The 26,813-nt window shown below is 61.2% G+C and carries 31 protein-coding genes and 2 tRNA genes; 14 read left to right on the top strand and 19 right to left on the bottom strand.

Annotation, left to right across the window (positions count from 1 at the left end):
* Positions 1-6: 6 nt before the first annotated feature.
* Positions 7-1,821, bottom strand: coding sequence for an extracellular solute-binding protein (locus M1D43_RS05165; protein WP_153314111.1), 1,815 nt, complete (start codon positions 1,819-1,821; stop codon positions 7-9).
* 319 nt (positions 1,822-2,140) lie between these two features.
* Here M1D43_RS05165 and M1D43_RS05170 point away from each other — a divergent pair, with 319 nt between their 5' ends.
* Positions 2,141-2,770 (top strand): invasion associated locus B family protein, encoded by a 630-nt coding sequence (locus tag M1D43_RS05170; protein ID WP_003528049.1) that lies wholly within the window; start codon positions 2,141-2,143, stop codon positions 2,768-2,770.
* Positions 2,771-2,924: 154 nt separating this feature from the next.
* On the opposite strand, the gene hspQ is transcribed toward M1D43_RS05170, so the two are convergent.
* The 3 genes from hspQ to M1D43_RS05185 form a co-directional block, all read right to left on the bottom strand.
* The gene (gene hspQ, locus M1D43_RS05175) at positions 2,925-3,254 is read right to left on the bottom strand and encodes a heat shock protein HspQ (RefSeq protein WP_003528052.1); all 330 of its coding nucleotides are present in this window, start codon (positions 3,252-3,254) and stop codon (positions 2,925-2,927) included.
* Positions 3,255-3,434: 180 nt separating this feature from the next.
* Complete coding sequence (gene glnA / locus M1D43_RS05180; protein WP_003528053.1) at positions 3,435-4,844, bottom strand: type I glutamate--ammonia ligase; 1,410 nt, start codon at positions 4,842-4,844, stop codon at positions 3,435-3,437.
* A gap of 82 nt (positions 4,845-4,926) precedes the next feature.
* Positions 4,927-5,265, bottom strand: a complete 339-nt coding sequence (locus M1D43_RS05185) for a P-II family nitrogen regulator (protein ID WP_003528058.1) — start codon at positions 5,263-5,265, stop codon at positions 4,927-4,929.
* Positions 5,266-5,611: 346 nt separating this feature from the next.
* On the opposite strand from M1D43_RS05185, the gene M1D43_RS05190 reads away from it, so the two are divergent.
* A complete protein-coding gene (locus tag M1D43_RS05190; RefSeq protein WP_003528061.1) occupies positions 5,612-7,096 on the top strand; it encodes a bifunctional ADP-dependent NAD(P)H-hydrate dehydratase/NAD(P)H-hydrate epimerase in 1,485 nt (494 codons plus the stop codon).
* An 80-nt stretch (positions 7,097-7,176) separates the two neighbouring features.
* Here the strand turns inward: M1D43_RS05190 and gpt are convergent, their stop codons facing one another.
* On the bottom strand, positions 7,177-7,674 hold the full coding sequence (gene gpt, locus M1D43_RS05195) for a xanthine phosphoribosyltransferase (protein WP_015007526.1): 498 nt from the start codon (positions 7,672-7,674) through the stop codon (positions 7,177-7,179).
* A gap of 169 nt (positions 7,675-7,843) precedes the next feature.
* Positions 7,844-8,605 (bottom strand): competence/damage-inducible protein A, encoded by a 762-nt coding sequence (locus M1D43_RS05200; protein WP_010969361.1) that lies wholly within the window; start codon positions 8,603-8,605, stop codon positions 7,844-7,846.
* Between the two features lie 161 nt (positions 8,606-8,766).
* On the opposite strand from M1D43_RS05200, the gene wrbA reads away from it, so the two are divergent.
* The 3 genes from wrbA (at position 8,767) to M1D43_RS05215 (ending at position 10,270) form a co-directional block, all read left to right on the top strand.
* A complete protein-coding gene (wrbA, locus tag M1D43_RS05205) occupies positions 8,767-9,366 on the top strand; it encodes an NAD(P)H:quinone oxidoreductase type IV (protein WP_003528068.1) in 600 nt (199 codons plus the stop codon).
* A 354-nt stretch (positions 9,367-9,720) separates the two neighbouring features.
* A complete protein-coding gene (locus tag M1D43_RS05210; protein WP_003528075.1) occupies positions 9,721-9,963 on the top strand; it encodes a DUF2188 domain-containing protein in 243 nt (80 codons plus the stop codon).
* Between the two features lie 88 nt (positions 9,964-10,051).
* On the top strand, positions 10,052-10,270 hold the full coding sequence (locus M1D43_RS05215) for a hypothetical protein (RefSeq protein ID WP_003528078.1): 219 nt from the start codon (positions 10,052-10,054) through the stop codon (positions 10,268-10,270).
* 43 nt (positions 10,271-10,313) lie between these two features.
* On the opposite strand, the gene M1D43_RS05220 is transcribed toward M1D43_RS05215, so the two are convergent.
* Entirely contained in the window at positions 10,314-10,553 is a 240-nt protein-coding gene (locus tag M1D43_RS05220) for a hypothetical protein (protein ID WP_013844464.1), read from the bottom strand.
* A gap of 208 nt (positions 10,554-10,761) precedes the next feature.
* Here M1D43_RS05220 and M1D43_RS05225 point away from each other — a divergent pair, with 208 nt between their 5' ends.
* From M1D43_RS05225 to M1D43_RS05235, 3 genes are all read left to right on the top strand, one after another.
* Positions 10,762-11,013, top strand: a complete 252-nt coding sequence (locus tag M1D43_RS05225; RefSeq protein ID WP_010969360.1) for a hypothetical protein — start codon at positions 10,762-10,764, stop codon at positions 11,011-11,013.
* A 309-nt stretch (positions 11,014-11,322) separates the two neighbouring features.
* Positions 11,323-11,712, top strand: coding sequence for a YciI family protein (locus M1D43_RS05230; protein WP_003528086.1), 390 nt, complete (start codon positions 11,323-11,325; stop codon positions 11,710-11,712).
* 67 nt (positions 11,713-11,779) lie between these two features.
* Positions 11,780-11,862, top strand: a tRNA-Leu gene (locus M1D43_RS05235).
* Between the two features lie 22 nt (positions 11,863-11,884).
* On the opposite strand, the gene M1D43_RS05240 is transcribed toward M1D43_RS05235, so the two are convergent.
* Together M1D43_RS05240 and M1D43_RS05245 are read right to left on the bottom strand one after the other, a co-directional pair.
* A complete protein-coding gene (locus M1D43_RS05240) occupies positions 11,885-12,475 on the bottom strand; it encodes a hypothetical protein (RefSeq protein ID WP_003528236.1) in 591 nt (196 codons plus the stop codon).
* Positions 12,476-12,559: 84 nt separating this feature from the next.
* Positions 12,560-14,014 carry a TrkH family potassium uptake protein gene (locus M1D43_RS05245; RefSeq protein WP_010969358.1) on the bottom strand — a complete coding sequence of 485 codons (1,455 nt, stop codon included), beginning with the start codon at positions 14,012-14,014 and terminating at the stop codon, positions 12,560-12,562.
* A 160-nt stretch (positions 14,015-14,174) separates the two neighbouring features.
* On the opposite strand from M1D43_RS05245, the gene ilvA reads away from it, so the two are divergent.
* Both ilvA and M1D43_RS05255 read left to right on the top strand, forming a co-directional pair.
* The gene (gene ilvA / locus M1D43_RS05250; RefSeq protein ID WP_498814132.1) at positions 14,175-15,422 is read left to right on the top strand and encodes a threonine ammonia-lyase; all 1,248 of its coding nucleotides are present in this window, start codon (positions 14,175-14,177) and stop codon (positions 15,420-15,422) included.
* Between the two features lie 77 nt (positions 15,423-15,499).
* A complete protein-coding gene (locus M1D43_RS05255; RefSeq protein WP_003528242.1) occupies positions 15,500-15,820 on the top strand; it encodes an HlyU family transcriptional regulator in 321 nt (106 codons plus the stop codon).
* A gap of 312 nt (positions 15,821-16,132) precedes the next feature.
* Here M1D43_RS05255 and M1D43_RS05260 read toward each other — a convergent pair whose 3' ends face one another.
* Both M1D43_RS05260 and M1D43_RS05265 read right to left on the bottom strand, forming a co-directional pair.
* Positions 16,133-18,106, bottom strand: coding sequence for a bifunctional 2',3'-cyclic-nucleotide 2'-phosphodiesterase/3'-nucleotidase (locus M1D43_RS05260; protein ID WP_153314117.1), 1,974 nt, complete (start codon positions 18,104-18,106; stop codon positions 16,133-16,135).
* Positions 18,107-18,233: 127 nt separating this feature from the next.
* Positions 18,234-18,695: an Lrp/AsnC family transcriptional regulator gene (locus tag M1D43_RS05265; RefSeq protein ID WP_153314119.1), complete on the bottom strand. Its 462-nt coding sequence runs from the start codon at positions 18,693-18,695 to the stop codon at positions 18,234-18,236.
* A 157-nt stretch (positions 18,696-18,852) separates the two neighbouring features.
* On the opposite strand from M1D43_RS05265, the gene ald reads away from it, so the two are divergent.
* Positions 18,853-19,971 carry an alanine dehydrogenase gene (ald, locus tag M1D43_RS05270; RefSeq protein WP_010969355.1) on the top strand — a complete coding sequence of 373 codons (1,119 nt, stop codon included), beginning with the start codon at positions 18,853-18,855 and terminating at the stop codon, positions 19,969-19,971.
* Positions 19,972-20,012: 41 nt separating this feature from the next.
* Here ald and M1D43_RS05275 read toward each other — a convergent pair whose 3' ends face one another.
* The 5 genes from M1D43_RS05275 to M1D43_RS05295 all read right to left on the bottom strand — a co-directional run bounded on the left by M1D43_RS05275 (position 20,013) and on the right by M1D43_RS05295 (position 23,863).
* The gene (locus tag M1D43_RS05275) at positions 20,013-20,480 is read right to left on the bottom strand and encodes a DUF1203 domain-containing protein (RefSeq protein WP_028011368.1); all 468 of its coding nucleotides are present in this window, start codon (positions 20,478-20,480) and stop codon (positions 20,013-20,015) included.
* A 101-nt stretch (positions 20,481-20,581) separates the two neighbouring features.
* Positions 20,582-21,145: a GNAT family N-acetyltransferase gene (locus tag M1D43_RS05280; RefSeq protein WP_127541381.1), complete on the bottom strand. Its 564-nt coding sequence runs from the start codon at positions 21,143-21,145 to the stop codon at positions 20,582-20,584.
* Positions 21,146-21,150: 5 nt separating this feature from the next.
* Complete coding sequence (gene sseA / locus M1D43_RS05285) at positions 21,151-22,014, bottom strand: 3-mercaptopyruvate sulfurtransferase (RefSeq protein WP_153314121.1); 864 nt, start codon at positions 22,012-22,014, stop codon at positions 21,151-21,153.
* Between the two features lie 51 nt (positions 22,015-22,065).
* A complete protein-coding gene (locus M1D43_RS05290) occupies positions 22,066-22,815 on the bottom strand; it encodes an alanyl-tRNA editing protein (protein WP_010969351.1) in 750 nt (249 codons plus the stop codon).
* 7 nt (positions 22,816-22,822) lie between these two features.
* A complete protein-coding gene (locus tag M1D43_RS05295; RefSeq protein ID WP_153314123.1) occupies positions 22,823-23,863 on the bottom strand; it encodes a cysteine synthase A in 1,041 nt (346 codons plus the stop codon).
* Positions 23,864-24,177: 314 nt separating this feature from the next.
* On the opposite strand from M1D43_RS05295, the gene M1D43_RS05300 reads away from it, so the two are divergent.
* The 3 genes from M1D43_RS05300 to M1D43_RS05310 all read left to right on the top strand — a co-directional run bounded on the left by M1D43_RS05300 (position 24,178) and on the right by M1D43_RS05310 (position 25,854).
* Positions 24,178-25,026: an SDR family NAD(P)-dependent oxidoreductase gene (locus M1D43_RS05300; protein WP_010969349.1), complete on the top strand. Its 849-nt coding sequence runs from the start codon at positions 24,178-24,180 to the stop codon at positions 25,024-25,026.
* A 193-nt stretch (positions 25,027-25,219) separates the two neighbouring features.
* Positions 25,220-25,459 carry an AbrB/MazE/SpoVT family DNA-binding domain-containing protein gene (locus M1D43_RS05305; protein WP_003528289.1) on the top strand — a complete coding sequence of 80 codons (240 nt, stop codon included), beginning with the start codon at positions 25,220-25,222 and terminating at the stop codon, positions 25,457-25,459.
* Positions 25,456-25,854: a type II toxin-antitoxin system VapC family toxin gene (locus M1D43_RS05310; RefSeq protein ID WP_010969348.1), complete on the top strand. Its 399-nt coding sequence runs from the start codon at positions 25,456-25,458 to the stop codon at positions 25,852-25,854. The genes M1D43_RS05305 and M1D43_RS05310 overlap by 4 nt, the downstream gene beginning before the upstream one ends.
* Before the next feature lie 76 nt (positions 25,855-25,930).
* Here M1D43_RS05310 and M1D43_RS05315 read toward each other — a convergent pair whose 3' ends face one another.
* From M1D43_RS05315 to M1D43_RS05325, 3 genes are all read right to left on the bottom strand, one after another.
* Positions 25,931-26,257, bottom strand: coding sequence for an SMR family transporter (locus M1D43_RS05315; RefSeq protein WP_498814134.1), 327 nt, complete (start codon positions 26,255-26,257; stop codon positions 25,931-25,933).
* Positions 26,254-26,598 carry an SMR family transporter gene (locus tag M1D43_RS05320; RefSeq protein WP_010969347.1) on the bottom strand — a complete coding sequence of 115 codons (345 nt, stop codon included), beginning with the start codon at positions 26,596-26,598 and terminating at the stop codon, positions 26,254-26,256. Before M1D43_RS05320 ends, M1D43_RS05315 begins: the two co-directional genes overlap by 4 nt.
* Before the next feature lie 77 nt (positions 26,599-26,675).
* Positions 26,676-26,750: transfer RNA gene (locus M1D43_RS05325), tRNA-Asn, on the bottom strand.
* Positions 26,751-26,813 lie beyond the last annotated feature (63 nt).

Consider the following 26,813-nt stretch of genomic DNA (forward strand, 5'->3'; position numbering starts at 1 on the left):
GCCAGCTTACTGAACGCGCTCGTCCCACCAACTCGGCAACTGATAACCGTAAAGCGGTACCGTCGTCGGCCGGCCGATATGCTTCCAGCGGGCAATCCATTGCGCGTCGAGATGGTAAAGCGGAACCAGATAGGAATTGTTGACGAGGAGCCGGTCGTGCGCGCGAACGGCGGCGGTGAAGTCCTCGGGGTTGCGCGCCTGCAGGATGTTGTTGATCAGCTTGTCGACGTCCTTGTCGGCGACGCCTGCGAAGTTGTCGCTGCCTTGCCTGTCCCGAGTTTGCGAACTCCAGCGGTTGATCTGCTCGAGACCGGGAGAGAGCGACGAGGGGAAGGACTTGATGATGACGTCGTAATCGAAGGACTGGCTGCGCAACTGATATTGTGAATCGTCGACGGTCCGAACCCGCGCTGCGATGCCGAGCGGCGCGAGAAAGCGCTGATAGGCAAGCGCAACCTTCTCCTGGCCGGCATTCTGGCTCATGATCTCGAAGGCCAGCGGCGTCCCCTTGGCGTCGACCATCTTGCCGTCCTTGATGGAGTAGCCCGCTTCGCGAAGAAGGGTCACCGCTTCCCGGAGCACATTGCGATCGCGGCCCGAGCCGTCCGTCACGGGGAGTCGATAGCTTCCGTCGAGGATCGCCGGATTGATGCGCTCCCTCACGTCGCCCATGAGGTCCAGTTCACGATTGTCGGCTGCCACGCCGAGGAAGGAAAGCGACGAATTCTGCCAATAACTCTGCGTACGCGTATAGGCGCCGTCGAAGAGATTCTTGTTGACCCATTCGAAGTCGAAAACGAGAGCGAGCCCCTGCCTGAGCTTGATGTTGTCGAACATCGGTCTGCGCGTATTGAAGACGAAGCCGAGCATGCCGGACGGTGTCTTCGGCTTGAACGTTTCCTTGATCACATTGCCGCTGCGAACGGCGGGAAAATCGTAGGCCCGGGCCCATTTCGTCGCGCTGCCTTCGGCGTAGATGTCCACCACACCCTTCTTGAAGGCTTCAAAAAGGGTGTTCTCCTGCAGGAAATATTCGACGGAGATCTCATCGTAATTGTCGAGGCCCACCTTCGAGGGCAGATCCTTGGCCCAATAGTCGGGGTTTCGGCGATAGACGATCCGCTCGCCAGGCCTGACTTCCGCGACCCGGTAGGGGCCGGAGCCGAGCGGCGGCTCCAGACTCGTCCGATCGAACGTCTCGACGTTGATCGCATGCTTCGGCAGCACGGGCGAAAGCCCCAGCAAAAGCGGAATCTCGCGATCGGCCTCCTCGGTGAAGGTGAAGCGCACGCTACGTTCCCCGACCTTCTCCATCTTCGCAACCTTCGAGAGGCGGTTGCTGAAAGGCGCGCGCCCTTTGTCGCGCAACAATTCGAAGGTGAAGATCACGTCTTCGGCGCTCACCGGCCGGCCGTCGGCCCAGCGCGCCTTGGGATTGAGGTTGAACTGGATGAAGGTGCGGTCATCGTCCCATTCGACGGTTTCGGCGAGCAGGCCGTACATCGTGAAGGGCTCGTCCTGTGAGCGCTGCATGAGGGATTCATAGACCAGGTTGCCAAAGCCAGGGTCCCACATGCCGCGCGCGGTCGTGCGCATGCTCTTCAAGATGAACGGATTGAGGCTGTCGAACGTACCGACGACCCCGTAGGCGATCTTCCCGCCCTTTTTCACCTGCGGATTGACGTAAGGGAAGTGCTTGAAATCGGCAGGCAAGGCGGGTTCGCCATGCATGGCGATCGCATGCACGGGCGCGGCCAGAGCACCAGTGGCAAACATGCTGGCTGCCAGGAGCATCACCAGGCCGGAAACAACTGCGCGCAACTTCACCTCCCGTGGGGATTCAACAGGCCGATTCCGCGCAAGGTATCAATGCGGGAGCGCATTTCCAACCGGCGCCGGGTCGGGAAAAGAACAAAGCAGGCTCCTGCCACATCCCGCACCGGTTCGAAAGGGCCGCTCAAAGCAAATGATTGCACAAAATCGCAACAAACACTGGATAAACCGCACAAGCCAATGTAACAGGTGTTTCCGGAATCGGGGCCATTCAAATGCCTCATTTGGCCAACAGGACAACGGCGGCTGACGATACTCACTCTGCGGAACTCTGTTCCGTGACCGGATTTCAGGAGACGGAATCACAATGATCTTCAAGTCGAACTTCACCACACGCGCGGGATTGGCAGCGCTGGCGCTTTCTTTCGCAGCAGCCGGTGCGCCGAGCGTCGCATCCGCGCAGCAGGCGGGAGGCAAGCCGCCGCAGGGTTGGTTCAAGGTCTGCACCAAGCAGGAAGACAACGATGTCTGCATCGTCCAGAACCTGCTCACCGCCAATAACGGCCAGCTCGTGACGGCCGTCGGCCTCATTACCGTCTCCGGCAAGGTCAATCGCAAGGTCATGCAGGTTTCCGTACCGTCCGCGCGCATGATCCCGCCCGGCGTTCAGATGCAGATCGACGGTGGCAAGGGCGTCAAGCTCGACTACGCGATCTGCATGCCGGACAAGTGCGTTGCCGAAGCGCCGCTCTCCGACGCGCTTATTGCGCAGCTGAAGAAGGGCAACGAGGTCGTCTTCACCTCGGTCAACTTCCAGCGCGCTCCGAACCCAATCAAGATGTCGCTCGAAGGCTTCACCGGCGTATTCGACGGCGAACCGATCGAGCAGTCCCAGCTTGAAGAGCGTCAGCGCCTCCTGCAGGAAGAGATGCAGAAGAAGGCAGAAGATGCCCGCAAGAAGCTGGAAGAGGCGCAAAAGGCTGCCAAGCAGCAGTAATCATTAGCTCTCTGAATAAAGAAAGACGCCCGGGTCAACGATCCGGGCGTCTTTTTGTACCTGCATCCGCCGACAATGTTGCGGCGACTCCACGTTTTCAGCCCGGCGCCTGAGCGGACGCAGCTATCCGCACGCACCCTTTCCTCATCCCGCTCTAATGCTGATAAGTGGCCTTGGGCTTGTAGTGTCCGGCGTCGGCCTTTTCGAACAGAGCGTCCACCTGGGGATGGCGGATCGGCCTGTCGCTGTCATCCGAAACGAGGTTCTGTTCCGAAACATAGGCGACGTATTCGCTTTCGTCGTTCTCCGCAAACAGGTGATAGAAGGGCTGGTCCTTTTCGGGCCGGATCTCCTGCGGAATCGCATTCCACCATTCCTCGGTGTTCGCATATTCCGGGTCGACGTCGAAGACGACGCCGCGGAACGGGAACATCCGATGGCGAACCACCTGTCCGATCTCAAACTTGGCGTTTCTTTGTTTCATGACGCAACACATCCTTTCAGACAGTTATCTGGGTTGTCGCATATGGAACATCAAGAGGCGCGCGCCTCCGGGGGCGAGCCTTCCATCGGCGTCGAACTGAAAAGGCGGGTTTCGGATGAAACCCGCCTTCCTCGTTTCATCTTGCATGGACAGAACCTGTGAGGGCCGTCCGCTCCGCCATCAGACGGAATAGTACATGTCGAACTCGACCGGGTGCGGCGTCATTTCGAAGCGCATGACTTCCTGCATCTTCAGTTCGATGAAGGAGTCGATCTGGTCGTCGTCGAAAACGCCGCCGGCGGTCAGGAACTTACGGTCCTTGTCGAGGCTTTCTAGCGCTTCGCGCAGGCTGCCGCAGACGGTCGGGATCTTCTTCAGTTCCTTCGGCGGGAGGTCGTAAAGGTCCTTGTCCATGGCCTTGCCGGGGTGGAGCTTGTTCTTGATGCCGTCGAGACCGGCCATCAGCATCGCGGCGAAGGCGAGGTAGGGGTTTGCCGTCGGATCGGGGAAGCGGACTTCGACGCGCTTCGCCTTCGGGTTGGTGCCGAAGGGGATTCGGCAGGAAGCCGAGCGGTTGCGGGCCGAATAGGCGAGCAGGACCGGTGCTTCATAACCCGGGACGAGGCGCTTGTAGGAGTTCGTCGACGGGTTGGTGAAGGCATTCAGCGCCTTGGCATGCTTGATGATGCCACCGATGAAGTAGAGGCAGGATTCGGAAAGCCCGGCATACTCGTCGCCGGCAAAGGTCGGCTTGCCGTCCTTCCAGATCGACAGATGCACGTGCATGCCCGAGCCGTTGTCGCCGAAGATCGGCTTCGGCATGAAGGTCGCGGTCTTTCCATAGGCATTGGCGACCTGGTGCACGACATACTTGTAGATCTGCATCTTGTCGGCATTGCGCACGAGGGCATCGAACTTGACGCCCAGCTCGTGCTGCGCCGCTGCCACTTCGTGGTGATGCTTTTCAACCGTCACGCCCATTTCGGACAGCACGGTCAGCATTTCGGAGCGCATGTCCTGGCTGCTGTCAACCGGCGGAACCGGGAAATAGCCGCCCTTGACACGGGGGCGGTGACCGAGGTTGCCGGTCTCGTAGTCCGTGTCGTCGTTGGAGGGCAGTTCGGAGCTGTCGAGCTTGAAACCGGTGTTGTACGGATCGGCCTTGTACTTGACGTCGTCGAAGACGAAGAATTCCGCTTCCGGACCTACGAAGACCGTGTCGCCGATGCCGGAGGCCTTGAGGTAGGCTTCTGCCTTCTTGGCCGTGCCGCGCGGGTCGCGGTTATAGGCTTCGCCCGAAACCGGATCGAGAATGTCGCAGAAGATGACCATCGTGGACTGGGCGAAGAACGGGTCCATATGCGCCGTTTCCGGATCGGGCATCAGCACCATGTCGGATTCGTTGATAGCCTTCCAGCCGCCGATCGAGGAACCGTCGAACATGACGCCGTCGGCGAACATGTCTTCGTCGACGCAGACGACATCCATCGTCACGTGCTGCAGCTTGCCCTTGGGGTCGGTAAAGCGCAGGTCTACGAACTTGACGTCGTTTTCCTTGATCTGCTTCAGAACTTCATTCGCAGTCGTCATTTGTTGCAATTCCCTGTGTGATGACGAGGATTGGAAAGACGGGGCCGGACGGCCCCCGGATAGGTGAGATCGCCAGACGCGATCAGATGGCGTCGAGGCCGGTTTCGCCGGTACGGATGCGGATCACTTCTTCCACATTGGATACGAAAATCTTGCCATCGCCGATGCGGCCGGTTTGCGCGGCATTGCGGATGGCTTCGATCACGGCCTCCGCATTTTCGTCCGCCAGCACCACTTCGACCTTCACCTTCGGCAGGAAGTCGACGACGTATTCTGCGCCGCGGTAGAGCTCCGTATGTCCCTTCTGCCGCCCGAAGCCCTTGGCTTCCGTGACGGTGATCCCCTGCAGGCCGACCTCCTGAAGGGCTTCCTTCACTTCGTCGAGCTTGAAAGGCTTAATGATCGCTTCGATCTTTTTCATGAGAAAATGTCTCTCCGCTTCTCCCTTTAAAGCAGGTTCTGCCCGCTTGGCCTCACACTATGCACGTAGCGTGCCACTTTTGTAGAGGAATGACGCGCAGATTGCGAAATTTCCAGTGGTAACGCGATAGGTGCCGATGGGGCAGTGGCTTCTGCAATGGCATTCTGCCTATTTTTTATGAGGTTTTGAGTGTTCGACGCCGGCGCGCGACGGAGGATCGCTGCGTTTCGTGCTCGAAGCATGTTATTTGAGCACTTATAGTGTGCAAATGCACATTTCTTAGTCATGTCGCTTTCCGTCAACGCTGCTCTTGTCTTGCGCTTTCGGTCGGGATTAGATCGCTTCCATGCTTCAGGCGCTTTCGAATGTCCTCGTGACCCCGGCGGAAATGACAGCGGTCGACAAGGATGCCGCGCGTTCGGGGATCGATAGCTTCTCGCTCATGCGTTCGGCGGGAACGGCCGTATCGGCCGCCGCCTTGCGGCTTTACCCGGAAGCATTGCGCTTTGTGGTGCTTTGCGGCCCGGGCAACAACGGCGGCGATGGCTATATCGCCGCTGCCGCGCTCGCCGATACCGGCGCAAGCGTCGCCGTCTTTGCGCTCGGCGACGCGGCGATGCTGAAGGGCGACGCCGCGCGGGCGCGCGATGCCTTTGCGCTTGTACCGCGACCCCTCGACGCCTACGAGCCGCAATCGGGTGATGTCGTCATCGACGCACTTTTCGGGGCAGGGCTTGCGCGCGATGTGCCGGACGAGGCGAGAACAGTCATCGAGCAAGTGAATGCGAGCGGAGTACCGGTCCTCGCCGTGGACCTGCCATCCGGCATAGACGGGCGGACGGGCGAAATCCGGGGCTTGAGTTTCGTTGCGGCCCACACGGTGACGTTCATGGCGGCCAAACCCGGCCATCTGCTGATGCCGGGTCGCGCCCGCTGCGGCACGCTCGAAATCTTCGATATCGGCATTCCGGCAAGGCTCGTTGCGGATAGAGCCGGCGATCTTCACGTCAACACACCCGCGATGTGGGAGCAACACCTCGGTGCGCTCGATCCCGCGACCCACAAATACAAACGCGGCCATCTCGCCGTGCTTTGCGGCGGACCGGTTTCGACCGGGGCCGCGCGGCTATCGGCGGCGGCGGGCCTGCGCGCCGGCGCGGGGCTGGTGACGCTTGCCTCTCCGGCGGAAGCGCTCGCCGTCAATGCCGCGCACCTCACCGCCGTCATGCTCAAGGAAATCAACAACGCTGCCGGCCTTGCCGCCTGGCTCAAGGACAGACGCCTGAATGCCTTCGTTCTCGGACCCGGCTTCGGCGTCGGCAAAAAGGCGCGGGATTTCGTGCTCATGCTCTGCGGCCGCGCACTGGTGCTCGATGCCGACGGGATAAGTTCGTTCCGAGAGGGCAGGGAGCAACTCTTCGACAGGATCGCGGCCGAGGGCGGTGAGGTGGTGATGACGCCGCACGAAGGGGAGTTCGCCCGGCTCTTTCCGGATATCGCCGAGGATGCGGCGCTGTCCAAGATCGAGAAGGCTCAGGCCGCGGCGAGGCTCAGCCATGCCGTGATCGTCTATAAGGGGCCGGATACGGTCGTTGCCGCGCCGTCCGGCCGGGCCGCCGTCAATGTCAACGCGCCGCCCTGGCTCGCGACGGCAGGTTCGGGCGACGTACTTGCGGGGATCATCGGCGCCCACCTGGCGCAGGGCATGCCTGCTTTCGAGGCGGCAGCGTCCGCGGTCTGGCGCCACGGCGAGGCCGGTGTCGTGGCCGGCCGCACGGCAACGGCCGAGAGCCTTGTCGAGAGCATAGCGCCGCTTCGAGGGAATGCTTAGAACGCCGAGCGTTCTGTCAGGAGAGCACTTCCAGCAAAGTGTTGGGGTGTTTCACTTTGTCAATGAAACAGTGAAACACGCTAGCCGCGCGTGCCCTTGGCAATCGGTTCCTGGTAGGTGAAACCGAGGTCCCAGGGGAAGTAGATCCAGGTATCCTGGCTGACTTCGGTCACGAAAGTGTCGACGAGGGGGCGACCCTTCGGCTTTGCGTAAACCGCAGCGAAATGCGCCTTCGGCAGCATCGCGCGAACCTCGGCGGCAGTCTTGCCGGTGTCGGTCAGATCGTCGACGATGAGAACGCCTTCGCCCCCATCCTTTGCGATCTCAGGCGAGATGCTCTTGAGCACCTTCATCTGGCCCTGCGTGTCGTAGTCGTGATAGGAGGCGATGCAGACCGTTTCGATCATCCGGATGTTGAGTTCCCGGCTGACGATAGCGGCCGGAACAAGGCCGCCGCGCGTGATGCAGACCATCGCGCGCCATTCCTGCCCGTTGTCGGCCAGCCGCCAGGCCAGGGCGCGGGCGTCACGGTGGAACTGATCCCAGGATACAGGAAAGGCTTTCTCGGGAAGAGACATGGCGGACTCCGGCTTCTTTGCGCTGTCGGCGATAAGCGTTGCTGCAGTTCGACGGCCACGCCGCCGACACTAGTTCATGCCTGATGCAATAGCGGCAATGAAGCCGAAAGTGCAAGAGCCAGTCCAGCCGCGAGCACCGCGATCTGCAATGATTTCGCCGACGCGGAGTTCAGGGCTGGTGTTTCTCGCGTGATCGGCCGATCGCCTCGATCATCGCGATCACCTCGGTTTCGGCGGCGCCAAGCACCGTGGCATCGCGGGCCCGGATCACGATATCCGTCGAGAAGCTCTTGCCGTCGAATCTCGGATAGGAGCCGATGCTCGTTTCGGGATGGTTCTTCTGCACCTCGGTCAGCGGCGCTCCGATGTCGCCCTCGCCATAGGGCGAGCGAACCGTACGGGAAAGGACGGGCGTGCCGGTCTCAAGGCTCGGCAGCAGCGCGTCGAGCATCGCCTGGAACACCTGGGGCACGCCGGCCATGACATAGACGTTCTCGATGGCGAAGCCGGGTGCGGTCGATACCGGATTGGGAATGTGGGTCGCGCCTTCAGGCATGCGGGCCATCCGCTTGCGCGCCTCGGTGAACTCCATGCCGCGGCGCTCGTACATCGCGGCAAGCAGCTCCATTGCCTTCGGCTCGTGAATGCACTCGACCCCGAAGGCCTTCGAAATCGCATCGGCAGTGATGTCGTCATGGGTCGGACCGATGCCGCCGGAAGTAAACACGTGGCGGTAGCGGCTGCGCAGGGCATTGAGCGCCTCCACGATCGCGTCCTGGTCGTCGGCGACGATGCGCACCTCGCGCAGATCGATGCCGACCATCGTGAGCATATCGGCGAGGTGGCCGATGTTCTTGTCCTTGGTCCGGCCGGAGAGAAGCTCGTCGCCGATGGCGAGCATGGCGGCGGTGACGATCGTGGGGCTGGTCATTGGCGCTCCAGGCGTATTCGGATCGCGAACGCGATCTCGTCAGTGTTGAAAAAAGCTGAACAGTCTGTCGACCATCCCTGCACTGGCAGTGGTATGCGTTTTGATAAATCCTGCCGGCCGCGGCGATCAAGCGGAATTGCCGGACAACAAGGAGTATCGTTTTGGCTAGAGTACTGGTTCTTTACTATTCGGCCTATGGGCATATCGAGACGATGGCCCATGCGGTCGCGGAAGGTGCAAGATCGGCCGGTGCCGAAGTAGCCGTCAAGCGCGTTCCGGAACTCGTGCCGGAGGACGTGGCGAAAGCTTCGCATTTCAAGCTCGACCAGCCGGCACCGGTCGCGACCGTCGAGGAGCTGGCGGATTACGATGCAATCATCTTCGGCGCGGGCACCCGCTACGGGACCGTCGCTTCGCAATTGCGTAACTTTATCGACCAGACCGGCGGCCTCTGGGCAAAAGGGAAGCTCGTCGGCAAGGTGGGCTCCGCCTTCACCTCGTCGGCGACCCAGCACGGCGGCCAGGAATCAACGATTCTCGGCCTCATTCCCACGATGATGCATCACGGCATGGTGGTCGTCGGACTTCCCTATGCCTTCCAGGGTCAGATGGGCGTTGAGGAAGTCAAGGGCGGATCGCCCTATGGCGCCTCGACGATCACCGGCGGCGACGGTTCGCGCCAGCCCTCCGCGGTCGAACTCGAAGCCGCCCGCTTTCAGGGTGCGCATGTCGCGCGGATTGCCGCAAAGCTCGCGGACTGACGACCTTCAACCTTCGTGCGCGGCTCCCGATCGAGCCGCGCCCTTTTTTGCGGGCGATTCGGATCACAGTCCGCCCCTCGGCCGGGTCGCGGAATATCGGCCCGCAAGCCTTCGCAAATGTGGCCCAATGGGGCAATTTTGTGTTAACATCGCCGCATTCGGCATCAGAAATGCCCGACGGCGACGTGCTTTTTTTAGCAGGCAAGGTCGCTACAGCACTTTGAATGGCTGCGTGTTTTTCTCAGACCGGCTCCGATTCAGGGAAGCATGCGGCAGCAAGGAGGAACTAAAGGGCCCGCGCGGCGCGGCCCGTCGAGGGCAGGGACTGTCCTTGAACATCCATGGGAGTGAAGGATGGTGCAGATCACTTATTTCATCGTTCCACACGATGGAGGCTGGGCCTACAAGGCAGCCGATGCATATTCAGAGCCCTTTCCCAGTCGCGAGATGGCGCTGGCGGCCGCCAAAGCTGCAGCAGCCGAACAGCAGGTCGGCGGCGACGACGAGGAGATCAGCTTCCAGGATGAGAAGGGAAACTGGCATTTCGAACATGCCGACGGCGGAGATCGACCGGAAGCAACCGTAGAGGATGGCTGACGATGCTGCGTTGGAGGGCAATTGACGCGAAGCCGTTGTCCTTGGTTATGCGACCCGCGCAGGCGGCGACCGAAAATGGAGAATTTCCATGCATTACAATGTTCAGATCTTTACCTGGACTGCACGCCTGGGCGTTCACCAGGTCGGATCGGTCATCGAAATAGACGCGCCGAATCCCAAGGCGGCGGCGATTTCGCTGTTGGGATTGCGGCTTGACGAGACCGGCGAGTCGTCAAAGCTGGCCGTCAGGGTGTGGAGAGGAGAGGACGCCACGCGAGCCGACTGCGACTGTTTCTACTATCATTGAGCCGGTCATTGCCGGCGCCCTCGCCGCACAGCCGGGCCTCTGTTCAGGCCAGTTTCTTTTGTGCGTTGGCCTGACTGACGAAGGCTTGTCCCGCTCGCAGAAGAAGTCCCTCATCTCTCGTGCCGGACTGATATTCCCGGATCAGCATCCTCCCGAACCGCCGAGCCTGCGCGCTCTCGCGCGGCCATCGATGTTCGCGGCACAGCTTGTCGAACACGCGCTGCAGCGTGTCGAGGTCTTCGGGAAGCAAGGCTATGCCGCCGAACGCTTGCAGTGAACGCACGCCCCACCCTCCGTAATCATCATCAAGGATGCCCTTGAGCCCTGCATTATCTTGCCATTGACATGCCGCGATTGAACCCCTGGCGAATCAGGGGTTGCAAAATTTCTTGGGCAGATGCCATTCCCCGATCCTCGAACGGGCCGGCAGGGCCATGAGGAACCTTCAGAAATGTCCGGGGTTGATCTGGCGAGACCGAAAGGAGCGAGCCATGAGCAATCCCAAATATGACGATCTGACGGACCAGCCGATGCCGTCTCCCACATGGAAACCGGAACCGAAAGAAATGGACATGGAGCCACAGCCGCTCCCGGATCAGGCGGCGGAATCCGGCACCGACGAGCCGCCGGCCAGAAGTGGCCAAACCACAAAGAAAGAGAAACCGGCCGAAGGCGCAGGATCGGACAATCCGACCCATCACACCGGCCGCGTTCCTCCAAAGGTGACCGATGGCGAGCTTTGATCGCGTCGAGCGGCTGACCCAACTTCAGGCGCGCGATTGGTGCGCGCCGTTACAGCGCCGCGCGTCTGATCAGACGCACAAAGGTCGCTGTAGAGCACTTTGATCTGCTGCATGTCTTTTGTCCTTTAATCGAATACGATTAAAGGAAACATGCAGTAGAAGCCGGGCTTGCCCGCGCGCTGCAGAAACGATCTAATCGCTTCGATTCATGAGGTGCGGTTCCTCGGGATCGTTTCGCATCCGCGTGACTGTTTCATGCATGTCGTTGTGCCTGACCCGGGCACCGTATGGGGTTTTGGAGAGGGATCCATGTTCTACGCGATATTGGCCTATCACGAGGAAGAGGTGGTCGAATCCTGGACCAGGGAGGCAGATGCCAAGCTGATGGACGATCTGCTGCAGGTCAATGATCGCCTCGTCCGGGAAAAGCGATTGGGGCCGGCCGCACGGCTTGGCTCGACCAGGGATGCCGTGACGTTGCGGGGCGATGGTGCCGGCATGATCATCGACGGTCCCTTTGCCGAGACCAAGGAGCAGTTGCTCGGCCTCTACGTGGTCGACTGCCCGAACCTTGAAGCCGCCGTCGAGACGGCGCGCGAATTGCGCCGCGTCAACCCGACCGCCGTATACGAGATTCGACCGATTTCGCTCTACCTGCCCGGTGCCGCGCTTTCGGCGCCCGACGCGGGTCCGGCTTGACGTGAGGCAGGGCGGCGGCAAAACATCCCCTTGACTGAATCGCCTATGTGCCTGATTTAAGCTGCGGGCGGACGTGGCGAAACTGGTAGACGCAAGGGACTTAAAATCCCTCGGGAAACCGTACGGGTTCGATTCCCGTCGTCCGCACCAAAGCTGCAAGATCGGCAATCCCTCAAGGGCCGGAGATCTCGAATGGTTGATCGACGCTTGCGCTCCTGCCGCTGTTGGTGTCGTTGAAGCGGTAGCGCAGCACATAATTCCCTGATGGTGCCCCGGCGACGTCGATCCTCAGCGTCGCATAGATTTCCTGGTTGCGCTGATAGCCCTTGAAGGTGAAATCGCCGAACGCCTTCTGGCTGGCGAGGACCTCTCCCTTCGGATTCAGGATGTCGAAGTCGACCGTGAAGCGTGTCTCGAGCTTACCCTCGTCGCTTGCCTCCTTCCAGGTAAGTCCCACGGGCTCGACATAGGATATGAGCGTTTCGCCGGCTTCGAATACCGGATCGGGCCGGGGCTCGTACATTGCAAAGCCGGCCGGTGCTGCTGTGACGAAGACCGCCTTGCCGATGGCGAAGGGAAGGGTCTGCGAAAAGTCGCTCATGGCCTTGCGCAAGGTTTCCTGGGCGCCGGCGGCATCGCCGGAGCTCGCCTGCTGTTCGGCCTTCGCCGCAGCGTCGGCAAGCGGACCCGCCTCTGCCTGCGTGTCGGCGAGGATGACGGTGGCGTTCGTGAGTGCCGCCAGCAGGAGCAGGTATCTCGGCATCGCGCTTTCCAAATGCCCGATCGCTCTGAGCTTTCGGCATTTGGCACACCAAGTCAAGGCAAGGCTGCAGCCGAGCGGCGGCTGTTACTGCTTCCAGAAGATCGGAGTGAGCACGACGAGGACGGTCAGGACCTCCAGACGCCCGAGCAGCATCATCAGCGACAGCAGATAGAGCTCGGGATCCTGGAGTGTCGAGAAATTGCCCGCAGGGCCGATAAGGCTGCCGAGGCCGGGGCCGACATTGGAGAGACACGTGATGACGGCCGACACGGCCGTGACGAGATCATAGCCGAGGGCACCCATGACCAGGCTGCCGAAGACCCAGAGCAGGATATAGGTGATGAAGAACAGCAGAATGGCGCGCTGCACATCCGCGTCGACCGTATTCTTCCCGTACCGGACCGCGTAGATCGCATTCGGGTAGACGAGCTTGTTCAGGGCAGACCGGATGGCGTTGAAGAGCACGACGAACCGATAGGCCTTCATGCCGCCCGCTGTCGAGCCTGAACAACCGCCGATGAACGTGCATATGAACGCGACCATGACCACGAACGGTCCCCAAAGGCTGTAGTCTTCGCTCGCATAGCCCGTGGTCGACAATATCGACGTGATGTTGAAGAAGGCATAGGTAAGCGCAAGGTGGAACTCGACGCCGTTGGCGAGCCGGTGGTAAGCCGCGACCGCAACCGAGAATGCGGTGAGATAGCCCAGAAATACGATGATCTGAGGATCGCGAAGGGCGTCCAGGCGCCCGCGCACGACGAGCACGATCAGGATGGAGAAGGGCAGGCTGCAGACCGTCATGAAGAACGTGCTGGCCCAGAGCAGGGGAATGCTGGAAAAGTAGCCGAATGACGCGTCGTGCGTAGAAAAGCCGCCCGTCGCGACGGTCGTCATCGCGTGGTTGATCGCGTCGAACCTGTTCATCCCGAGCATGGCATAGCTGATCGCGCACAGCAGAGTGATCGACACGTACACGACGAGGAAGGCGCGGCCGAAGCTCGCGAGCCGGGCAAAGGGTTTGTCGCTGGTGTCGGAGGATTCCATCTTGAAGAAGGACATTCCGCCGACACGCAGATAGGGGATGATGAACAGGCCGAGAACGACGATGCCGATGCCGCCGAACCAGCTCAGGAGCGACCGCCAGAGCAAGAGGCCGGGCGGCGCGTCATCGAGCCCGACGATTACGGTCGAGCCGGTCGTCGTTACCGCCGAGACGGACTCGAACAGGGCCTGGGCAAAATCCAGCTTTACCGAGGAGAGCCAGAGTGGAATGGCGCCGACGATCGAAAACACGATCCACAGGACATTCACAACCAGGAAGCCGAATTTCTTCGAGAAGGGCGGGGGGCCTGCGCGGGTCGCCATGAACGTCGTCGACGAGATTGCGCCCGACATGAAGGCGGTCACGGCGAAGACCTGCCAGTCCGGGTGACCATAATAGAGATCGACCAGGGCCGGAATCAGCATCGCGCCGGAGAGATAGAGCCCCAGGATCGCCGCGAGATGGACAGCATGCCGGATCAGATTCGCGTTCAAGCTCTTGATTTCCTGCAAGCGGTTTGTTGGTGGGCCGGCGATCGCCCGAAGCGGCCGCGATAGTGCCGTGCGTGACCGATTCGTGTCAAATCGATGGTCTCCGGCGCGGCAATGTGCAATAGCGACTGCCATCGGCAAACTCAACGGGTGAAGTCACGTGATGAAGCAGGATGTTGAAAAAGCGGCAGCGGCGATGCGCGAGATCTTTCCGCCGACGCCGCTTCAGCTCAACGAGCACCTGAGCGCGCGCTATGGGGCGACCGTCTTCCTGAAGCGCGAGGACCTTTCGCCGGTGCGCTCCTACAAGATCCGCGGCGCCTTCAATTTCTTCCGCAAGTCGCTCGGCTCCGGAGCGGCCGGGAAGACCTTCGTTTGCGCTTCCGCGGGCAATCACGCACAGGGCTTTGCCTTCGTCTGCCGCCACTTCGGCGTTCCCGGAGTCGTCTTCATGCCCGTGACGACGCCCCAGCAGAAGATCGACAAAACGCGCATGTTCGGGGCCGAATTCATCACGATCCGCCTCGTCGGCGATATTTTCGATCAATGCTACAAGGCGGCGCGCGAGCATGTGGAAGCGATCGGCGGCGTCATGGTGCCGCCCTTCGACCATGACGATATCATCGAAGGCCAAGCCACGGTTGCAGCGGAGATAGCCGAACAATTGCCGGCCGGCCTCGTTGCCGATCTCGTCGTCCTGCCCGTCGGCGGCGGCGGCTTGGCCGCGGGCGTGACCGGGTATTTGGGCGACAGCCTCTCGGCCGACCGTTTTCTGTTCTGTGAACCGGAGGGGGCGCCGAGCTTCAGTCGCAGCCTGGAACTCGGCGGCGTCGTCACGCTCGACCAGGTGGACAATTTCGTCGATGGCGCGGCGGTCGCACGGATCGGCGACCTGAACTTTGCTGCGCTCCGGAGATTTTCGCCGGAACAGGTGATGCTGCTGCCTGAGAATGCGATCTGCCTGACGATCACCGAAATGCTGAATGTCGAGGGCGTGGTTCTCGAACCCGCCGGCGCGCTTGCAATCACCGCACTGGAGGCGCTTGGCCGCGATAGTGTCGAAGGCAAGATCGTCGTAGCGGTCGTTTCCGGAGGTAATTTCGACTTCGAGCGCCTGCCGGACGTGAAGGAGCGGGCCATGCGCCATGCGGGGCTCAAGAAATACTTCATCCTGCGCATGGCGCAGCGTCCGGGCGCGCTTCGCGATTTCCTCGGTCTCCTGGGAGAGGAGGACGACATCGCCCGGTTCGAATACCTGAAAAAGTCTGCTCGAAACTTCGGCTCCGTGCTCATCGGTATCGAAACGAAACACGCGGAGAATTTCCCCGTTCTCAAACAGCGTTTCGATGCGGCGGGTCTCCGCTACCAGGACATCACCGAGAACGAGATGCTGGCCAACTTCGTCATTTGACAAGGCGTGAAGTGGCCGGCGCCGGGCTCACCAATTTTAGCTTTGACAGGGCCGGCGAGCACGGCTAACTGTGAGGCATGGCATCGTTTTTCTCGAAATTATTCGGTCGCTCCAGCGGCTCTGAAACGCAGGCACAGCCTGCGGCAGGCAAGACCGAGAACTATGCGGATTGCGTGATCCGCGCGACGCCTCAGCGCGAGGGATCGCAGTACCGGCTTGCCGGCAGCATCGAAAAGTCGATGCCGGACGGTGCAACGAAAGTGCGCAGCTTCATCCGGGCAGATCTCTTCACCTCCGAGCAGGACGCGATCGACTCGGCGATGCGCAAGGGGCGCCAGATCATCGACGAGCAGCGCGCGGCCCTCTTTTCCGACGACGCTCAGTCGCGGCCTGTCTGACGTCCGGCGACGGTAATCGCCAGTCCAAACAATATCCTACGGGTGATTCCTCATATTCCGCCCTAAGGCCCGTTTGATCTCCTCATTCCTGTGCTCGTCACAGGAATCCAGCCAGACCAAGTCCTTGGGCTGAAAGAACGCTTCCCGCGCCGCAGACGCGGCGCTGCTGGATCTCTGTGACAAGCACAGAGATGAGGGCGAGGAAGAACGCCATCATTCATCTCGCAGCAGCCGTCATAAGCTCCAGATGAATCTCAACAGGCCCTTGGGGCGTGAGGAAAAGTATGTTCGGTTTTCCGCCCGCATCCCGCGTCAGAGCTTGATTCTGAACCGGGCGAAACCGTCGCTGCCGTCGCCGGCATTCTCGATTTTCACCGCCTTGACCTCTGCCAGAAACTGCCGCGCCCTCGGGCCGCTGTCGAAGAGCACGCTCGTGTCCTTCTGCGGCGCGAAGGTCCAGTTCGCGTCCGCCGAGGGGTTGATCGTTCCCTGTTCGACGATGTAGCGCACGATGACGTCGCGGTTGGTGTCCGGCGCGACGAAGACGACCTTGTCGCCGGCGATGCCCGGAAAATTGCCGCCGCCGCCGGCGCGGTAGTTGTTGGTCGCCACGACAAATCTCTGCTTGGGATCTATCGGCCTGCCATCGAATTTCAGATCACGGATGCGGCTGGCCTCCGGGTTCGCCACATTGCCGTCCTTGTCGTATTTCGCAGGCTGCGAGAGATCGATCTGGTAGGTGACCCCGTCGATCACGTCGAAATTATAGGAAGGGAAGTCGCCATTGATCAGGCTTGCATCGACCGATCCCGGTGCAATCCGGTTGAAGATGCCGGCGGACATTTCGAGCCAGTTGCGCACCTCTTCGCCGGTGATGACGACCGCCTGCACCGTATTCGGATAGAGGTAGAGGTCGGCGACATTCTTGATGGCGATGTCGCCCGCTGGAACATCCGTATAGTACTCGGCACCGCCGCGCCCGCCGGCCTTGAACGGGGCTGCGGCGGACAGGACCGGCAGGTCGCTGTGCTCGGTTTCCTTGAGCATTTCGCGGATATACCACGTCTGGGCCTGGCTCACGATCTGCACCGACGGATCGTCCGCAACGAGCGCGAAATAGGAGTATAGCGGTGCCGAAGTTTTGCCGACGGGGGTGCGCACATAGGCAAGCGTCGCCTCGTGGTCCTTCTGAGCGGCTGCGAGCACTTCCGGCTTGTCACCGACCTCGGCGATCACCTTCTTTTCTTCCCGGCGAAAGATCGGCCGCGCCTCGCTTGTCGAACCGATCACACGCCACTGGCCGCCGTCGCGTTCGAGCAGCAGATCGATGAGGCCGAGATGGGATCCCCAGAAGCCGCCCATGACGCCGGGCTTTCCTGAAATCAACCCTTTGGCATTGTCGACGCCCGGAGTTCCGTCGAACTTGGGTCCCGGAAAATCGAGATGGCTGTGGCCGGTGACGATGGCGTCGATACCCTCGATTGCCGCCAGGGGTACGGACGCGTTTTCGAGATTTTCGGCATAGGACTGCTGCCCTATGCCGGAATGTGAGAGGGCGATGACGATGTCGGCGCCTTCCTCGCGCATCTGCGGCACCCAGGCTTCCGCGGTTTTGACGATGTCGCGCGCATTCGCCTTGCCTTCGAGGTTCTTGGCGTCCCAGGTCATGATCTGCGGCGGTACGAACCCGATGAGGCCGATGCGGATGGGGTGTTCCTGACCGGCGCCGTCCTTCACTTTTCGATCGAGGATCACGTAGGGCTTGAGGAAAAGCTCGTCCTGGCGCGGAGCGGCGGCCATGGCGCCTTTGGTCAAGTTGGCGCAAACGATCGGAAAGTTTGCGCCGTTGATCACATTGAACATGAAATCCAGGCCGTAGTTGAACTCGTGATTGCCGAGCGTGCCGCAGTCGTAGCCGAGCACGTTCATCGCGGCGATGACCGGATGCATGTCGCCTTCCTTCATGCCGCGCTTGTAGGCGATGTAATCGCCCATCGGATTGCCCTGAAGAAAATCGCCATTGTCGACGAGGACCGCGTTCGCCGCCTCGGCGCGGATGGCGTCGACGATCGAAGCGGTGCGCGCTAGGCCAAGCGTGTCGTTCGGCTTGTCGGCATAGTAATCGTAGGGAAAGACATGGACGTGCAGGTCCGTGGTTTCCATGATCCTGAGATGCGCCTGGTTGGCAGCCGCGCGGGTCGAGAAGGGATGCAGCACGACAAATGCCGACGTGGCGGCAAGACCGCCGATGAGGGTCCGGCGCGAAATGGGATGCAAAGCAGTCATCGGTGATCTCCCTCGAAAGCGCGTTCGATGCGTTCAGACAAGCGCGACTATGGCGGAATGGCCCGGCCACGCAAAGCGGCTGATTTTTGCAGACGGGATTGCCGCCGCGTCTCGCTGCATCACGGTCTCAGATGCCGACATTGGGGCGATCGATGACCTCGCGAAGCGAAAAACTCGAATTGATCTTTACGACGTGCGGCAACGCCGAGAGCCAGTCGCGATGGATGCGCTCATAATCCTCCAGATCCTTCGCTGCCACGCGCAGGATGTAATCGTATTCCCCGGACATCAGGTAACACACGAGCACATTGGGGCAGAGCTTCACGGCGGCTTCGAACTCCGCAAGGGTCTTGGCGAACTGCCCGGAGAGCGAAATATGCACGATGACCATGATCCTGTAGTCGAGCGCCTTGTGGGCGATGCGCGCATGGTAACCGGCGATCGTCCCGGACTTTTCGAGAATATCGACCCGCCGCGAACAGGCCGACGGGGAGAGGCCGACCCTCCCGGCGAGGTCCGCGTTCGAAATTCGGCCATCCTGCTGCATAATGCGCAGAATCGAACGATCGATAGCATCCAAGCCAGTCATTCGCATCTTCTTTCGAGTAGTCGCAATTTTGTGCAATAATCACCGAAATCAATGCATGGATGAGCACTTCTTTGCAAGGACATTCTGGATGCCATCTGCTTTGCTGGACCCCTCATCAACGCGGCGGAAAGCCCATGGATAGGAGAGGAACGCAAAGATGCGTGTCGGTTGCCCGAAGGAAATCAAAAACCATGAATACCGTGTCGGCCTTACGCCCGGATCAGTACGGGAATATGTAGCCCACGGCCACGAGGTCATCGTGGAAACCAAGGCCGGGGCAGGGATCGGGGCCGATGACGACTCCTATCGCGCAGCCGGTGCAAGGATCGTACCGACAGCCAGAGAAGTCTTCGAAAAGGCGGACATGATCGTCAAGGTCAAGGAGCCGCAACCGTCCGAATGGGCGCAACTGCGCGAAGGCCAGATTCTCTACACCTATCTTCACCTCGCACCGGACCCGGAACAGACTCAGGGACTTCTCAAGTCCGGCGTCACGGCGGTCGCCTATGAGACCGTGACGGATGAGCGCGGCGGACTGCCGCTGCTTGCGCCGATGTCCGAGGTCGCGGGACGGCTTGCGATCCAGGCTGGCGCTACCTCGCTCCAGAAGGCAAATGGCGGACGCGGAATCCTGCTCGGCGGGGTACCGGGCGTTCTTCCGGCCAAGGTCGCGATCATCGGTGGCGGCGTCGTCGGCCTGCATGCAGCCAAGATGGCTGCGGGTCTCGGGGCCGATGTTTCTATCCTGGACCGGTCGCTGCCGCGTCTGCGCCAACTCGACGATATCTTCAACGGCCGTGTCCATACGCGCTACTCGACGATCGATGCCTTGGAAGAGGAGGTCTTCTCCGCCGACATGGTGATCGGAGCGGTGCTCATTCCCGGTGCTGCTGCGCCGAAGCTCGTCACACGCGAAATGCTGTCCGCCATGAAAAAAGGCGCCGTCATTGTCGATGTCGCGATCGACCAGGGCGGCTGCTTCGAGACGTCGCATGCGACGACGCACTCCGAACCTACCTATGAGGTCGAAGGCATCGTGCATTACTGCGTTGCGAACATGCCGGGGGCGGTGCCGATCACGTCGGCGCACGCGCTCAACAATGCGACACTCCAATACGGACTGCAGCTCGCCGACCGCGGCCTCAAGGCGATTGCCGAAGACCGGCATCTGCGCGCCGGCCTCAATGTCCACCGAGGCCGCGTCACCAATGCCGCCGTGGCCGAAGCGCTCGGCTACGACGCCCACGCTCCCGAGGCCGTCCTCCACGTCGCCTGACACGCTGAACCGCCCGGCGCCATCATGCGCCGGGCTCCCGCTCAGGCCGCTTCGATGCGGCACTGGTAGCAGTTGTATTTTCCCGAGCGAACATGCACGAAGGCGACGTCCGGCCGTGCCAGCAATTCCATGGCCCGCTGCTCGAGGTACTCGGCATCAACGGCCCCGCCCGTGCCATAGACGATGCGCTCATCTCCCCCGTAGCCGCGCAGAAGATAGCTCTTGCTGGATGCGAGTATCGGCGGCAAGGCGTCACCGTCGTGAATGGCGCAATTTTCAGCGTGGATGAAGATCGGTCCCGTTTCGGCATAGGCCTGAACTGACGAAAACGGCCGGTAGGCGAGAACGAGATAAGGCTGGCCCTCATCGACATTGCGAAGGCAGTGCCGGCACGGCACGCCGTCGCCGTCCGAAATGCGCCGTTCGGGCTGGTCGCCATAGGCGTCCGGCCCGCCTTGCCTTAGCCGCTCCGCCTCTCCGACGGGCATTGCAACGTAGTTGAGTTTCATGGCGCTTCTCCCGATTGGCTGAATTCAGGAGAAAGATGCGCACTTGTGTCTGGGAACGACACCCGATACTTGCCGAGCTTAGATCCGACATCCGAAAGCGTTCAGAGCTTCTTCGCGAAGGTGAGAAGTTCCTCGTCGCTCAGCGGCTCGACCACCATCTCGCGCGTCGCGACCGGAGAAAAGCCGAACTGCTGGTAAAGCTGCAGCGCCCGGGGATGATCGAGATTGTTCGTCGTCACCGTGACCTTGCGCGGGTTCATGGCCCAGGCCGCAAACAAGGTCTGCAGCAAGAACCACTTGCCGAGTCCCAGGCCGAGCGCGTGCTCCATGAGCCCGAAATGGGTGAGGTCGATGACGTCATCGTCCAGTTGCTGGAATTCGAAGAAACCGGCCGGCGCACCGTCCACGTAAAGCACCATGACCGTCGTTCGCTTGTCGTGGAGAATAGCCGACAGATCGTCGTCGCTCATGCGCAGGCGCTCCGCCCAGTGCCAGCGCTTTCCGACACGCAGATAGAGAAAGCGGTAATAGGCGAGCGGAATGTCCGAGACGCGCAGGATCGCCGTGTGGATGTTGATCGGCATCGGCAGACTTTGCTTCGGCGGCGACGTCATTTCGAGTTCGGTCACGTGCGCCGTGATCGCGGCAGGCTTCGACCTTGGCATGGCTCTCACTCTTTACCGGTTGCAACCGGGGTGTCCGGCCGGCTACCCCATTCCGACCAGGAGCCATCATAAAGCGTATTGTCCTTATGTCCCAAGGATTGAAGCGCAAGCGTGATGATGGCGGCGGTTATGCCGGAGCCGCAGCTCGTGACGACCGGCTTCGTCAGATCGATGCCGGCATCCGCAAAAGTTCGGCGCAGCGCATCGAGATCCTTGAACCTGCCCTTGTCGGAGAATACGCCCGAGGGCAGGCTCCTTGCACCTGGCATATGGCCCGGCCGCATGCCCGCCCGCGGCTCCGGTTCCTCGCCGGCGAAGCGCCCGGCGCTGCGCGCATCGGCAATCTGGGAGAGCCGGTGCTCGACCACATCCCTCATGCGCTCGAACGAGGTGACCGCGTTCGGGTTGAAGACTGCGTTGAAAGCCTGCGGGCTGGGTTTCGCAACCTCGGTCGTCGTTGGCCGGCCGTCCGCTTTCCAGCCGTCCATCCCGCCATCGAGAACGAAGACGTTCTCGGCGCCCATGATTCGGAACATCCACCAGACCCTCGGGGCGGTGAAGATCCCCGGGCCATCGTAGACGACGATCGTGTCGTTCTCGCTGATTCCCATTGCGCCCACGGCCTCGGAGAATGCCTCGGGAGAGGGCAGGGTGTGCGGCAGCGCGCTCGTCCGATCGGCGATCGCGTCCTGGTCGAAGAAGACCGTCCCGGGAATGTGCGCGGCGGCGTATTCGGCTTTCGCGTCGCGGTTCTGCGCCGGCAGATACCAGGCGGCATCGATTATCTTGACCGACGGATCATCGAGGCGCTGTTCAAGCCAATCCGCAGAAACGACAAAGCGGCTCTTGTTTTCGTTCTCACCATTCATCGTCGTCACTCCACTGGCTTGCTGATGTAAAAGAACAGTTCGCTGCCCGCGCTAGACCGCAACCCCGTCTTCGGGCGTCGCGAAGCGTATACGGAAGCGCCTGTTTTCCTTGCCCTTCTTCTCGATCTTGGCAATGTGGATCGCACCCACTTCCTGCGTCTCGGAAACATGCGTTCCGCCGCAGGGCTGGCTGTCGATCGATGAATTCTCGCCGATGCAGACGAGACTGACCCGGCCAAGGCCCATCGGCGGGCGGACATTCTTCGACTTGACGATGCCCGGATTGGCGGCCAGCTCCTCGTCGGTGATCCACTGCACGTAGACCGGATGGTTCTCTTCGACGAGTTTCATCAGCCCTGCCGTGACCTCGTCCTTGTCGATCGTTTCGCTCATGTCGAAGTCCACGCGGCTTTCCTCCTCTCCCACGGCCGCGCCGGTGATCGGGAAGGGGCAGACGACCGACAGCAGATGGCAGGCCGTGTGCATGCGCATCAGCCGGTAGCGGCGCGGCCAGTCGATGTGCAGCACCAGCTTCTCGCCGACCGCCGGCACGGGCGCGCCATCGGCGGACATGTGAACGATGACGTCCTTGTTCGCGCCATGCCGTGTTTCGACGATGTCGATGCGGCTGCCGTCTTCGCGCTCGAGGAAACCCGTGTCACCCGGCTGCCCGCCGGATGTCGCATAAAAGCAGGTCTGATCGAGCTCGATGCCGCCGCCTTCCAGGATTGCCGTCACGCGTGCTTCGCAGGTCGAGAGGTAAAAATCGTCTCGAAAGAGGGCGGTGACGGTTCCGGTCATGGCAATCCTATCCAGCGGGTTCGTATGGCACTGCTATGTTCGAAGTGATCTTCAGCCAGTCCGGAACCGGCAGACCCTTGGAGGTCAGGAAGTCCGGATTGAAGAGCTTCGACTGATAGCGGTTACCATAGTCGCAGAGGATCGTCACGATTGTGTGTCCCGGCCCGAGGTCCCGGGCAAGCCGCACGGCGCCGGCGATGTTGATGCCGGTCGAGCCGCCGACGCAAATGCCTTCCTTTTCGATGAGATCGAAGACGTAGGGCACCGCTTCAGCATCCGGAATCTGGTAGGCGAAGTCCGGCGTGAAGTCTTCGAGGTTGGCGGTGATTCGGCCTTGACCGATGCCTTCGGTGATCGAGCTGCCGCTCGACTTGAGCTCGCCATGGGCATAAAAATTGTAGAGTGCGGCCCCCTCAGGGTCGGCGATGCCGATCTTGATCGCCGCATTGCGGGCGCGCAATCCTTCCGCCACGCCGGCAAGCGTGCCGCCGGAGCCGACGGCGCAGATGAAGCCGTCGACCTTGCCGTCGGTGTCGCGCCAGATTTCAGGCGCGGTCGTGTCGACATGCGCTTGCCGGTTGGCGACATTGTCGAACTGGTTCGCCCAGATGGCGCCGTTCGGCTCGGTTTCGGCGAGTTGGGCCGCCAACCGGCCGGAGATCTTCACGTAGTTGTTGGGATTCCTGTAAGGCACAGCCGGAACTTCGACCAGTTCGGCCCCAAGCAGGCGCAGCGCGTCCTTCTTTTCCTGGCTCTGGGTTTCGGGAATGACGATGACGGTGCGGTATCCAAGTGCGCTGCCGACAACGGCAAGGCCGATCCCCGTATTGCCGGCCGTACCTTCGACGATCACGCCGCCCGGCCGCAACTGGCCGGCCTTTTCGGCCTGGCGGATGATCCAGAGCGCTGCCCGGTCCTTTACGGACTGCCCGGGATTGAGGAACTCCGCTTTGCCGAGAATGTTGCAGCCGGTCGCTTCGGACACGGCCTTGAGCCGGATCAGCGGCGTATTGCCGATTGCTTCGAGCACGGACGGAAGAACAGGCATATTGAAAACCTCGCGCTGGACGGAACGGATGCCGGCATTAGCCAAGCACTAACCTCGGTCGACGGCAAGCCGATGAACATTTGGTTTCATGGGCAGGATCGCCGAAATATTGGCGTGTTTTCGGCTCAGTCTGTCCTACAGGCAAGGAATAGCGTTTCGCAGCTTTCCTGTCCCGGGCAAAAAACGTCTCTGCCGTCAATCGACGGGCGGGAAGCGGAGATTGCGGGGCAGGCGCTTGCCGTCCGGAGAGGTATAGGGACCGACCGCTTACGCGGCGGCCCCGGTGAGAACCCCCGTCGACGAGCGAGGAAAAGATGACAGCTGTATTCACCGCCCGCCCCGAACATGGATTGGCATGGATCACCGGTGCAAGTTCCGGCATCGGTCGCGCCGTGGCGCTTCGATTGGCCGAGGAAGGCTATTCCGTGGTCGTCACGGCGCGAAGTCACGAGAAGCTGGTAGACCTTCAGCACCAGGCGGCCGGACCGGGGCGGATGATCGTTCTCGATGGAGACGTCACCGATCCGAAGGACATGGAGCGGCTGCTGGCCAAAATCGAATACGAGCACGGGCAGGTGGCACTCGCCGTCCTCAACGCCGGCGTCGCCCTCCCGGTCCGTGGCGACGACCTGCGTCGGGAGCCCTTCGACAGGAGCTTCGCCGTCAATCTCAACGGCGTCGTCAACTGTCTCGTACCGCTTGTCGAGCATATGAAGACCAAGGGGCATGGACAGATCGCGATCATGTCGTCGGTGGCCGGCTATGGCGGCTTGCCGATGAGCGCCGCCTACGGTGCGAGCAAGGCGGCGCTCATCAACATGGCGGAGAGCCTGAAATTCGACCTCGATCGCATCGGCATCCGCCTGCAAGTCATCTGTCCCGGATTCGTGGATACGCAGGCTGCACCGAAAGGCGGTTTCCCAAGACCCGCGCTGGTGAGCACGCAGGAGGCGGCAGACCGGATATGCGCCGGCCTGAAGTCTTCGCGTTTCGAGATCACCTTCCCGAAACGATTTACGTACCTGGTCAAATTGCTGCGTATCCTGCCCTATGGGCTTTATTTCGCGCTTCTCGACCGGCTGGTACCGGGAAGGGCAGCCGTGGCTGCGGTTCCAAAGAACAAGCGCTCAGGCTCCGACGGACAGCCGCGTCAGGCGATATGAAGCACCAGCACCGCGCCGAAAATCAAAAGGCGAGCCACCTCAGCCGATCAGCCTCAGCCTTTGGCCGAAGAAACGCCGCCGCGCCGATAGCCCCGGCTGGGGCCGAAGACCGGCATAAGCGACCAACCCTGCAATCTTGACCTTATACGCCGTTCGCATTACTTTTTTCCTTGTAAAATGTAAGGAGAATGGCGTGCCGACCTCGACGATCACTTCGAAAGGTCAAATCACCATCCCGGCCAAGGTCCGCATCGATATGGGTCTTTCCGCCGGGGATCGTGTGGACTTCATCCGTATGGAGGACGGCCACTATGCGGTTGTGCCCGCTTCCCATTCGATCAGGTCGCTGAAGGGGATTGTTCCTCGTCCGGACAGGCCAGTCAGTCTTGAGGATATGCAGAAAGCGATTATCGCCGGAGCCGCCGGCGAATGATCGGCGTCGATACGAACCTGCTGGTGCGTTACCTGGCGCAGGACGATACCACCCAATCACCGTTGGCTTCACAGATCATCGACGGCTTCACACCCGAGGCGCCCGGCTACATCTCACAGGTGGTTCTCGTCGAAACCGTCCGGGTCTTGACGCGATCATATAGGATGTCACGCGAAGCCGTTGCCAGCGTTATCGAAACTTTGTTGCGGGCGCGTGAGATCGTTGTTGATCGAGCGGATGCCGGCTATCTGGCGCTTGCCACCTACCGAGCGACAAAGGCGGACTTCTCCGATGCGCTGATCGCTCACGGCGGACTCTTGGCAGGCTGCACCGAAACGCTGACCTTCGACAAGCTGGCAGCCGATCATGCCGGAATGCGCCTCGTAAGCCCATGATCAGTGGCAGGTGCCGGGAGGCAGCGTCGCTTCGGCCCTGAGGGAACAAGCGCTCAGGCTCCGACGGACAGCCGCGTCAGGCGGTATGAAGCACCAGCACCGCGCCGAAAATCAGTGACAGTCCAAGCCAGCCGACCGGTTTCAGCCTCTGGCCGAAGAAAAGGCGGCCGCAGATGGCCGTACCGAAGATTCCGGTTGCGCCGAGAAGGGCATAGGCGACCGCCAGGTCCATATCCTTGATCGCTTCCGCCAGCAGCGCGAACGCCGCAAGCACCAAGACGATCGAAAGGGCACCCCAGCCGCGGCGGGCAAAGCCGTTCGACTTCGTCGAGGCGAGATTCGCCGCCACATCGAGCACGCCGGCGGCGATCGCGAATGCGAAGGAGACACCCGACGCGCTCATGCGGCGGCTTCCTCCGCATCGCTCCTGCCGGCATTGAGGAGAAGTATTCCCGCAACAGCCATCGCGAGGCCCAGCATCTCGCGGCCGGAGAGCGCATGGCCGAAAACGAAAACAGAGACGAGCGTTATCACGGCGACGCCGGATCCTTCCCAGACGGCATAGGCGACGCCAACCGGAATGGTCTTCACCGCTCGTGCCAGGAAGACGTAGGAGAGCGCGATCGAGGCATACATGACCACATGCCCCCAATAGGAGCCGGAGCCGGATGCCGCCTTCATCACGGTCAGGCCGACGACCTCGGTCGCGATCGCGAGGACCAGGAAAAGCCATGCAAGACGCATGAGGAAACCTACGAGAAATCAGCCCGACAAAATGAAAAGAGCCATTCGGGCTTTGCCGCGAATGGCTCTTTCGAAACTGGCTCCCCGGGCCGGATTCGAACCGGCGACCTATCGATTAACAGTCGAGTGCTCTACCGCTGAGCTACCAGGGATCATCTGCGCCGCAGAAGTGAGGCTGCTAATACAAATGCTTTTCCGATTTGCCAAGCGGTTTT

The organism is Ensifer sp. R1-3 (assembly GCF_056739175.1).